Source organism: Cysteiniphilum halobium, assembly GCF_003574425.1.
Taxonomy (GTDB): domain Bacteria; phylum Pseudomonadota; class Gammaproteobacteria; order Francisellales; family Francisellaceae; genus Caedibacter; species Caedibacter halobius.
In genome coordinates, this window is sequence record NZ_QLIU01000076.1 from 1 (window position 1) to 2,537 (window position 2,537).

The 2,537-nt window shown below is 39.3% G+C and carries 1 protein-coding gene; it reads right to left on the reverse strand.

Going from position 1 to position 2,537, the window contains the following annotated elements; translation table 11 throughout:
• A partial coding sequence (locus tag DNK85_RS10735; RefSeq protein WP_119329561.1) for a BspA family leucine-rich repeat surface protein occupies positions 1 to 2,537 on the reverse strand: 2,537 nt, incomplete at both ends.

Genomic DNA, 2,537 nt, shown 5'->3' on the forward strand with positions numbered 1-2,537 from the left:
AATTCCGGCTTTGCTAATTACTTGATTTAAGGTGACATCAACATTATTGAGTTTCAAAGCACCAACGCTTTCAAGCGAAGTCACTTGAATGCTGGCAATTGTATCATTATCAATATCATTGTAGTTAAAGTCACTGATTACAAAGGTGTAATCTGTATCTTCCGCAGTAGTGACGGTATTGTTAGCTGCCGTTGGTGCATCATTGACCGCGTTTACGGTGATGTCTATAGTATCGATATCAGATAGGGGTGTGCCACCATTATCGGTTGAAGTAACTGTTAAAGTATCACTGCCATTAAAGTTAAGATTCCCCTGATAGGTTAGACTTGCTAGTGTGTTATTAATATCTGTTTCATCTCCACTAATAGTTAAATCATTACTACCATTAGCTCCAGCGGATATTATCGCTAAACCGGATAATGTGACATTTAATACCCCATTGTTTACCTGCAAACGGGTTGTTGCTAAATTATCATTAGCATCTGTTACTGATATGCCTGTTATGGCAAGTAGTGTATCTTCATCAATATTTTGTGCGCCTGGCACGGTGTTCTCTGGTGGAATTGGCTCTAAACTATCGCCCTGAAATGTCCAGCTTTTAGCGTTGATTAGATTATCTCTAGCGGATTGGGCGCTTAAACCATAGTGAATATTGTTCACACCAATAATGATACCAGTTGGTGCCGAAGGATTATCCCAACCAATTAAAGTGGCATTATAATTTGCTACCGACATGCCACTGAATGATAAAAAATTACTCATATTAGTGACACTAGATAAATCAAATCCACTTAGGTCTTGATCAAATGCGCTTGCATCTTGGAACATAGATGACATATTGGTAACATTTGAGACATTCCAGCTATCTAATGATTGATTAAATGAGGTCGCACCTCGGAACATAACTGACATGTTGGTAACATTGGAGGTATTCCAGCTATTTAGTGCTTGGTCAAATGCACTTGCATCTCGGAACATAGATAACATATTAGTAACACTTGATACATCCCAGCTATCTATGGATTGGTTAAATGCTACTGCATCCTCAAACATCTGAGCCATATGGGTAACATTTGAGACATCCCAGCTATTCAACGATTGATTAAATGAGGTCGCATTTTGAAACATACTACCCATATGGGTAACACTTGATACATCCCAACTATCTAATGATTGATTAAATGCTGTTGCGTTTACAAACATCCTAGACATATTGGTAACATTTGAGACATTCCAGCTAGCTATGGATTGGTTAAATGCTACTGCATTCTCAAACATCTGAGACATGTCGGTAACATTTGATACATCCCAACTATCTAGTGCTTGATTAAACGCCCCAGTAAATCGAAACATAAATGCCATATTGGTAACATTTGATACATCCCAACTATTTAGTGCTTGATTAAATACTGTTGCCTCAGAGAACATCCAAGACATATTGGTAACACTTGAGACATCCCAGTTAGCTAACGATTGATTAAATGCCGCTGCACCACGAAACATCTGAGTCATATTGGTAACATTGGAGACATCCCAACTATCTATGGACTGATCAAATGCGCTTGCAAATCGGAACACAGATGACATGTTGGTAACATTTGAGGTATTCCAACTACTCAGCGTCTGGTTAAATGACGTTGCTTGATTAAACATAGAAGACATAGTGGTGACATTTGAGACATCCCAACTATCTAGCGATTGATTAAATGCTGTTGCGTTTTCGAACATATTAGACATATTGGTAATATTTGACACATCCCAGTTTGAGACATTTAAATTAGCACTGTTATTGGCAGAAAACATGCTGCTAAGATTGGTAACATCGGTTAATATCGGTGTATCTGAAGCATTAAAGGTTACGTTATCTGTATTAGAGAAAGCGAAATCTAAATCACTCCAAACGACATTCCCCCATTGCTCAACAGTTTGCACTTTCAAGCGATCATTATTGCCAAAATTAAAACCATCAACATCACCAACGACTGCAATCGTATATTGTCCTGATACAGCATAATTATGTGTGATATCACCGCCATTGGTATATGTATTTGATGTCCCATCTCCCCAAAATACCTTATAACTTTGTCCTGCCCCACCGGCAACTGGCAAAATATAAGTGCTTGAATCGCTACTGCCTGAGTATGTAACATTTGTATCAACCGTCATCACAAAACCGATCGCTTCGGCACTTGCCTGATCATCAGCAATCGTTAAACTAATCGTTGCACTATCTGTTCCACCACCAGGAGAGTCCTCAATCGTATAGCTGAAGTTTTCTGTTGTTCCTGTTGCAGTGACTTCTAGCCTCTGACCATCTGCAAGTAGTTTCACTGTGGTGCCAGATGCCAATGTTACTGTTTGGCCGGGTGAAATAGGGTGATCAGTACCATCATTAAGATTGATAATTTGGAGATTTTCCATTTCAGGATCTGAGTCATTATCAAGTGGGGTTATGGTAATCGGAACTCCAGAGATAACGGTAAAAGCATCGTTAACTGCATCTGGGGGATCACCTAACAGGAGAGGGCTCCAAGGCT